This is a genomic window from Microbacterium sp. CnD16-F (genome assembly GCF_024124465.1).
GTDB classification, from domain to species: Bacteria; Actinomycetota; Actinomycetes; order Actinomycetales; family Microbacteriaceae; genus Microbacterium; species Microbacterium gawkjiense.
The window spans coordinates 32,902-40,822 of sequence record NZ_JAMXSA010000020.1; the positions used below are offsets into that span (position 1 = coordinate 32,902).

The 7,921-nt window shown below is 70.0% G+C and carries 7 protein-coding genes; 3 read left to right on the forward strand and 4 right to left on the reverse strand.

Annotated features, from left to right (window positions below; translation table 11 throughout):
* Positions 1 to 7: 7 nt before the first annotated feature.
* The 4 genes from NH287_RS07590 to NH287_RS07605 form a co-directional block, all read right to left on the reverse strand.
* The gene (locus tag NH287_RS07590) at positions 8 to 1,036 is read right to left on the reverse strand and encodes a sugar ABC transporter permease YjfF (protein ID WP_253035099.1); all 1,029 of its coding nucleotides are present in this window, start codon (positions 1,034 to 1,036) and stop codon (positions 8 to 10) included.
* Complete coding sequence (locus NH287_RS07595; protein WP_253035100.1) at positions 1,033 to 2,082, reverse strand: ABC transporter permease; 1,050 nt, start codon at positions 2,080 to 2,082, stop codon at positions 1,033 to 1,035. Before NH287_RS07595 ends, NH287_RS07590 begins: the two co-directional genes overlap by 4 nt.
* A complete protein-coding gene (locus NH287_RS07600) occupies positions 2,079 to 3,671 on the reverse strand; it encodes a sugar ABC transporter ATP-binding protein (protein WP_253035101.1) in 1,593 nt (530 codons plus the stop codon). Before NH287_RS07600 ends, NH287_RS07595 begins: the two co-directional genes overlap by 4 nt.
* Before the next feature lie 91 nt (positions 3,672 to 3,762).
* Positions 3,763 to 4,752 (reverse strand): ABC transporter substrate-binding protein, encoded by a 990-nt coding sequence (locus NH287_RS07605; RefSeq protein WP_253035102.1) that lies wholly within the window; start codon positions 4,750 to 4,752, stop codon positions 3,763 to 3,765.
* A 346-nt stretch (positions 4,753 to 5,098) separates the two neighbouring features.
* On the opposite strand from NH287_RS07605, the gene argG reads away from it, so the two are divergent.
* The 3 genes from argG to NH287_RS07620 form a co-directional block, all read left to right on the forward strand.
* On the forward strand, positions 5,099 to 6,541 hold the full coding sequence (gene argG / locus NH287_RS07610) for an argininosuccinate synthase (RefSeq protein WP_253035103.1): 1,443 nt from the start codon (positions 5,099 to 5,101) through the stop codon (positions 6,539 to 6,541).
* A gap of 152 nt (positions 6,542 to 6,693) precedes the next feature.
* The gene (locus NH287_RS07615; protein WP_253035104.1) at positions 6,694 to 7,305 is read left to right on the forward strand and encodes a TetR/AcrR family transcriptional regulator; all 612 of its coding nucleotides are present in this window, start codon (positions 6,694 to 6,696) and stop codon (positions 7,303 to 7,305) included.
* Positions 7,302 to 7,921: hypothetical protein (locus NH287_RS07620; RefSeq protein WP_253035105.1), on the forward strand; the 620-nt coding region annotated here is incomplete at its 3' end. The genes NH287_RS07615 and NH287_RS07620, both read left to right, overlap by 4 nt.

Below are 7,921 nucleotides of genomic sequence, written 5' to 3' on the forward strand. Positions count from 1 at the left end.
CCGAGCGTCACCGCGACGTTCGCGCGGTCCGCGCCACGAGCAGGCGCTGCACGACGACGAAGACGAGCAGCAGTGCACCGATCGTGATGCGGGTCCACGACTGGTCGACTCCGAGGAAGGAGATGACCGTCTTGATGGTGCCGTAGACGAACACGCCGATCATCGATCCGAGCACGAACCCGCTGCCGCCCGTGAGCAGCGTGCCCCCGATCACCACCGCGGCGATGGTGTCGAGCTCGGTACCGATGCCGTTGAGGGGGTACGACGCCCCCGTGTACGCCGTGAAGACGACGCCCGCGAGTCCCGCGCACACCCCGCTGATGACGTACGCGAGCAGCTTCGTGCGCACGACGGGCAGACCCATGAGGCGCGCGGACTGCTCGTTGCCGCCGATCGCGTAGATCGTGCGTCCGAAGCGGGTGAACTGCAGGATCAGGATGCCGGCGAGCACGACCAGCAGCGCCAGGATGCCGGTCGGGGTCAGGTAGAAGCTGCCCGGTCCGCCCTGCATGCGGGTCGACTGCAGCCACAGGATGGCGGGCTCCTCGACGCGGATCGACGACAGGCTCACCATGAACGCGAGACCGCGCGCCGCGAACATGGCCGCGAGCGAGGCGATGAACGGCTGCACCCCGAAGTACTGCACGAGCACGCCGACGAACAGTCCCATGACCGCCCCGAGGACCAGCATGACCGGGATGACGAGGGCCACCGGCATCCCCTGGCTCAGCATGCTGGCACCCAGCATCCCGGTGAACGCCATCACCGCGCCGACCGACAGGTCGATGCCGCCGGTGAGGATGACGAAGGTCATGCCGACGGCGAGGATCAGCAGGTACGCGTTGTCGAGCAGCAGCGCCGACAGCACGCGCGGAGTGACGAAGTTGCCGAAGTAGGCCTGCGCCCCGATGAGCATCGCGACGAGGATGACGACGGCGGCGAAGACGGGCACCCACGAGGCGTGCCGGCTGCGGAAGCGCTGGACCGTGTCGGCGAAGCCGCCGGTGCGTCCGAGGTCTGCGGTGATCGCGCTCACGAGGCCACCTCCACGGTGCGACGGGTGCCGCCCCGGACGGCATCGGCTCCCTTGGTGAAGAGGGAACGCGTCCGCGGGGACTGCACGAGGACGACGATCACGACCACGATGGCGAGGAACAGCGGGCTGACCGCCGGCGGCACCCCGAGGAAGGTGATCGTGGACTTGAGGGTCTGGATCGTGAAGACGCCGACGACGGTGCCGGCGATCGTGAACTTGCCACCCAAGAGGCTCGTGCCGCCGAGGACGACCGCGAGGATCGCGTCGAGCTCGATGTAGAGGCCCGCGGCGTTGGCGTCGGCCGCCATGATGTTGGACGAGTAGAGGATGCCGGCGAACCCGGCGAGCAGCCCGCTCGCCGCGTACGCGCCCCAGACGATGCCGCGCGAGCGGACACCGGCGAGGCGGCTGGCTTCGGGGTTGATACCGACGGCCTCGGTGAGGACGCCGAGCGCGGTGCGCCGCTGCAGGACGGCGACGATGACGATCGCGACGACCGAGACGTAGAACGCGAACGGCAGACCGACGAGGTACCCCTGCGCCATGAAGCGGTACGGCGCGCTCGTGATCGTCGTGATGAAGCCGCCCGTGATGAGGAGGGCGACACCGCGGCCGGCGAGCATGAGCACGAGGGTCGCGATGATCGGCTGCACCCCGACGACGGCGACGAGGAAGCCGTTCCAGACACCCAGCACGAGGGCGACCCCGACGGCGAGCGCGATCGCGATGAGCACCGTCGAGAGGTCCTCGGGTGCCGGCGACGACGAGATGAAGGTGAGGGCCACCGCGCCCGAGACCGCCATGATCGCGCCGACCGAGAGGTCGATGCCGCGCGTCGCGATGACGAGCGTCATGCCGAGCGCGACGAGCATGAGCGGTGCGCTGTTGCGCAGGATGTCGATGAGCGGCCCGTAGAGCTGACCGTTCTGCACCGTGATCGAGATGAACGAGGGCCGCGCGATCGTGTTGATGATCACGAGCACGAGCAGTGCCGCGATCGGCCAGACGAGGCGGTGCGCCAGGAAGCGCTTGAGTGTCGGGTTCATGCCGCTGTCTCCGGGTTGAGGCGGGACGTCGTCGTCTCGCCGGACTCTTGCGCGATGAGGGCGACCAGGTCGTCGACGGTCACGTCGGTGGCGTCCAGTTCGCCGATCTTAGAACGGTCGCGCAGCACCACGATGCGCTGCGCGATGCGGACGACCTCCTCGAGCTCCGAGGAGATGAAGACGACCGAGAGTCCCTCCGCCGAGAGCTCGGCGACCTTGCGCTGGATGTCGGCCTTCGCGCCGACGTCGATGCCGCGGGTCGGCTCGTCGAGGATGATGAGCTGCGGCGCGGTGGCGAGCCAGCGCGCGAGCAGCACCTTCTGCTGGTTGCCGCCCGAGAGGTTGCGCACGAGTGCGTTCGGGTCGGCGGGGCGGACCCCGAGCGCCGAGATGTACTCCGACACGATGGCGTCGCGCTCGGCGCGGCCGATCGGGCGCATCGCTCCGCGCTTGGCCTGGATGCCGAGGACGATGTTCTCGGCGACGGTCAGGTCGGCGATGATGCCCTCGGCGCGACGGTCCTCGCTCGAGAACGCGATGCGCTTGTCGATGGCGTTCCGCGGGTTGGTGATGCGTGCGGCATCCCCCCGCACTTCGTGGGTGCCCGCGTCGGCGCGGTCGGCGCCGTAGACGAGGCGGACGAGTTCGCTGCGTCCCGACCCGAGCAGACCCGCGATGCCGACGACCTCGCCCTCGTAGACCTCCATGTCGACGGGTTCGATGACGTTCTTGCGGCCGAGGCCCGCGACACGCAGGACGGGCGTCGCGGTGCGGTCGATCTCGCGCTCGGCCGAGCGCGAGAGGGCCTCGAGCTCGTCGAGCTGCCGGCCGATCATCTTGGCGATGAGTTCGCCGCGGGGAAGCTCGGCGGGCAGGTACTCGCCCACCAGCTGGCCGTTGCGCAGCACCGTGAGCCGGTCGGAGATCTCGTAGACCTGGTCGAGGAAGTGCGTGACGAAGAGGATGGCGACGCCGCGGTCGCGGAGACCGCGGACGACGGCGAACAACTGCTCGACCTCGCTGCGGTCGAGGCTCGAGGTGGGCTCGTCGAGGACGAGAACCCGGGCATCGGCGACCGTCGCCCGGCTGATCGCGACAAGCTGCTGCACCGCGATGGAGTGCGATGCGAGCGCCGAGCGCGGGTCGATGTCGAGGCCGAGGGCGGCGAGGTACCGCGTCGCCTCGCGGTGGGTGGCCCGCCAGTCGATGAAGCCCGCCCGGCGCACCTCGCGGCCGAGCATGACGTTCTCGCCGACCGAAAGGTTGGTGCAGAGGTTGACCTCCTGGTACACCGTGGAGATCCCGGATGCCTCGGCGTCGGCCGTCGAGCGGAAGACCCGCTGCTCGCCGGCCACCTCGATCGTCCCGCCGTCGATGGCGTACACGCCCGTCAGCGCCTTGATGAGCGTCGACTTGCCGGCGCCGTTCTCACCCATGAGGGTGTGGACCTCGCCGGCGCGCAGCGTCAGGTCGACCCGGTCCAGGGCGAGGACGCCGGGGAACCGGATGGTGACGTCCCGCATCCGCACGACCTCGTCGTGCGCCGGGACGGTGGCCGGGGACTCCGGCGTGGCTGCGACATCGACCATGACGCGCACCTTTCCGTGGTGACCGCCGGGGACCGGAATCCGGTCCCCGGCGGTGGTTCGGTGATCCGTACGGACCGTGGGGTTCCGTCGATCAGTAGGGGCGGGAGTCGAGGACCTCGGCGGCCTGCTCCTGCGTGAACGACTGGTCCTCGACGATCGTGCGCTTCTCGACCTCGTCGCCGGCGACGACGGCCTTGACGAGTTCGGCGGCCTTGTCACCGAGGAGCGGGTTGCACTCGACGATGAAGTTGAACTCGCCGTTCGCGAGGGCGGTCATGCCGTCCTTCACCGCGTCGATCGTGACGATCTGGATGTCCTTGCCGGGGGTCAGACCGGCGGCCTTGATGGCGTCGAGCGCACCCAGGCCCATGTCGTCGTTGTGCGCGAACAGGACGTTGATGTCCTTGCCGTACTTCTGGAGGTAGCCCTCCATGACCTTCTTGCCGCCGTCACGGGTGAAGTCGCCGGTCTGCGAGTCGAGCACGTTGATGTCGGTGCCTTCGATCGCCTCGTTGAAGCCCGTCGCCCGGTCGAGCGCGGCCGACGAACCGGTCGTGCCCTCCAGGACGACGAGGTTCGCGCCCTTGCCGTCGAAGTTCTCCTTGACCCACTCGCCGGCGGTGCGACCCTCCTGCTCGAAGTCGAGGCCGACCCACGAGGCGTAGAGGTCCTCGCTGGCCGAGACGGTGCGGTCTTCGAGGATGACGGGGATCCCGGCATCCTTGGCTTCCTTCAGGACGTCGTCCCAGCCGTCGACCGTGATGGGGGCGATGACGATGGCGTCGACACCCTGGTTGATGAAGTTGCGGACGGCGGAGATCTGCGCCTCCTGCTTGTTGTCGGCCGCGTTGAAGATCAGCTCGAAGCCGTTCTCTGCCGAGAAGGCCTTCTTCATCGACTCGGTGTTGGCGGCACGCCACCCCGACTCCGACCCGGTCTGCGCGAAGCCGACCTTGATGACGTCGTCACCGCCGCCGCCCCCGTTGCCACCGGCCCCGGGAGCCGCGCCGCCGGCGCAGCCTGTTGCGACCAGCGCGAATGCCCCCAGCATGGCTGCAGCCGCGAAAACGCTCTTCTTCATCCCAAAACCTCCTTGTTCGGGTCCGGCTCACCGCCGGTGTTCCGGGCCGCCCTGGCCTTCGGATGCTCGAATGTTAGCCTTCACATTTCTCGCGGCGCTAGATTGTGAGCGATAACATTCCGGTAACAGGGGAGCGAGCGGGGCTGCACCTGCCCGGGCGCCAGGCGGCCCGGCCCGGTCGATGTGAGCATTCACATCCCGGCGCACCGACCCGCCGAGCCGAGGTTCTCGCCGACACACCGGCCCCCGGCATCCGTTCCCCCGCGTGTCGCCCCGGATCTCCGCCGCAACCGCCCGCGCGTAACCGCGCCGGGGGCCGGACCGCCCGCTCGATAGGATGGAGGCCATGTCGAAGGTCCTCCAGTCCCTGCCCGTCGGCGAGCGCGTCGGCATCGCCTTCTCGGGGGGTCTCGACACCTCGGTCGCGGTCGCCTGGATGCGCGACAAGGGCGCCGTCCCCTTCACCTACACGGGTGACCTCGGCCAGTACGACGAGGACGACATCGCCTCGATCCCCGGGCGCGCGCTCCAGTACGGCGCCGAGGGTTCCCGCCTCATCGACTGCAAGCCGATGATGGTCGAAGAGGGCCTCGTCGCCCTCTCGTGCGGCGCGTTCCACATCCGCTCCGGCGGGCGCACCTACTTCAACACGACGCCGATCGGCCGCGCCGTGACGGGCACGATGCTCGTCCGCGCCATGAAGGAGGACGGCGTCGACATCTGGGGCGACGGCTCCACCTACAAAGGCAACGACATCGAGCGGTTCTACCGCTACGGATTGCTGGCGAATCCGGCCCTGCGCATCTACAAGCCGTGGCTGGATGCCGACTTCGTCACCGAGCTCGGCGGTCGCACCGAGATGAGCGAGTGGCTCGTCGCGCACGGCTTCCCCTACCGCGACTCCGTCGAGAAGGCCTACTCCACCGACGCGAACATCTGGGGCGCGACGCACGAGGCGAAGACGCTCGAGCACCTCGACGTGTCGCTCGAGATCGTCGAGCCGATCATGGGCGTCCGCTTCTGGGACCCCGAGGTCGAGATCGCGACCGAGGACGTGTCGATCACGTTCGAGGCGGGTCGCCCCGTCGCGATCAACGGTGTCGAGTACGCGGATGCCGTGGCCCTGGTCATGGAGGCGAACGCGATCGGCGGGCGCCACGGCCTCGGGATGAGCGACCAGATCGAGAACCGCATCATCGAGGCGAAGTCCCGCGGCATCTACGAAGCCCCGGGCATGGCGCTGCTGTTCATCGCGTACGAGCGCCTGATCAACGGCATCCTCAACGAGGACACCCTCGCCACCTACCACGAGCAGGGCCGGCGTCTCGGCCGGCTCATGTACGAGGGCCGCTGGCTCGAGCCGCAGTCGTTCATGCTGCGCGAGTCGATCCAGCGCTGGGTGGGGTCCGCGATCAGCGGCACCGTGACCCTGCGTCTGCGCCGCGGCGAGGACTACACGATCCTGAACACCGAGAGCCGCAACCTGTCGTACTCGCCCGAGAAGCTGTCGATGGAGCGCGTCGGCGACGCCGCGTTCGGCCCGACCGACCGCATCGGCCAGCTGACGATGCGCAACCTCGACATCGCCGACTCGCGTGCCCGCCTCGAGCACTTCGTGTCGCTCGGCCTCATCGGCGGCGCGACCGGCGAGCTCGTGGGCGACCTCGAGCGCGGCGGCGCGGCGGCGATCACGAGTCACGCGCAGCCCTTCGACGAGCAGCGCGAGGGTCTCGCCGAGGCCTTCGACGAGGCCGGCGAGTCCGCCTCGTTCGACTTCGGCGCCGACTGAGCCTCAGCCCCGCGGCGGGCGGTACGCGACCCGGGCACGGGTCTCGCCCGAGCGGCGGACGAGCCACGTCCCGGTAGTAGTTGACGAGCGAGCCGCTGTGGGTTCGCTGAATTATCTTGCACACATGTGTGCAGGATAATTACACTGGCTCCGTGACCGACTCCCCTACTCCCCGCCGCATCCGCCGTGACGCCGTCGCCAACCGCGCCGGCCTGCTCACGGCTGCGGCACAGACCCTGGCGGCCGACCCGAACGCCTCCGTCGACACGATCGCGCGTGCCGCGGGCCTCAGCCGCCGCGCCCTCTACAGCCACTTCGACGACCGCGACGCGCTCATCCGCGAGATGATCCACGCCGGCGCCGAGCGCTTCAACGCCATCGCCGACACGGTCGACGACGACGGCCCCGCGCCGCTCGCCCTCGCCCGGCTGGCCCTCGCCCTCTGGGAAGGCGCCGCGCACGTGCAGTTCGCCGCCGCCGTCGCCCTCGACGACTCCCACGTCGGCGAGACCGCCGCCATCCTCACGCCGGTCCGCCGCCGCGTGCTCGAGATCGTCGACCGCGGCCGCTGCGAGGGCACCCTCCGCGGCGACCTGCACGTCACGACGGTCGCGCGCCTCGTCGAAGAGGCGGCACGCACCGTCATCACGCGGCTGGATTCGAATCGGCCGGATGCCGCCGGTGTGGCCGTCCGCGCGATCCTCGGTGTTGCGGGGCTCGGGTGGCGCGAGGCCGACGCCGTGCTCGCGGAGGCTCGCGCATGAGGATCGCCCTCGACGCCGTCGCGAAGGGCAAGGACGGCGGCATTCTGCCCCCCACCTCGCTCGTCCTCGAGACGGGACGTGTCACCCTCGCCACCGCCGAGACGGAGCAGCGCCCCTCGGTGCTCGGTCTCATCGCGACGGGACGGATGCGTCCGGATGCCGGCACGGTGACCCTCGGCGGACACCGCGGCGCCCGTCGGCTCCGCCGCGTCGCCGCGCTCGTCGACGCCCCCGAGGTCAACGACCCGGCCCCCGACGTCGCCGTCGTCGGTGTCGTCGAGGAGGAGCTCATGTTCGCGGGGCGTCGCGCCGACCCCCTGTCGGCCCGGCACTGGCTCGACGACCACGGCTGGCGCCACCTCGCCCGCACACCGTTCGGCCAGGTCCCGGCGGACGACCGCATCCGCATGCTGCTCGAACTCGCGGCGCTCCGCCGCGGCATCGAGGCTCTCGTCCTCGTCTCGCCCGACCGCCACGGCGGCGATCCCGTGCACTGGCAGCGGATCGCCGAGGAGTTCGCCGCCCGCGGCTTCGCCGTGCTCGTCATCGCCGGGACGGCCGCGGCGAGCGCGCTCACCCCGAGCGCGCCCGCGGCGCCCGCGCACGTCGGTCGGCC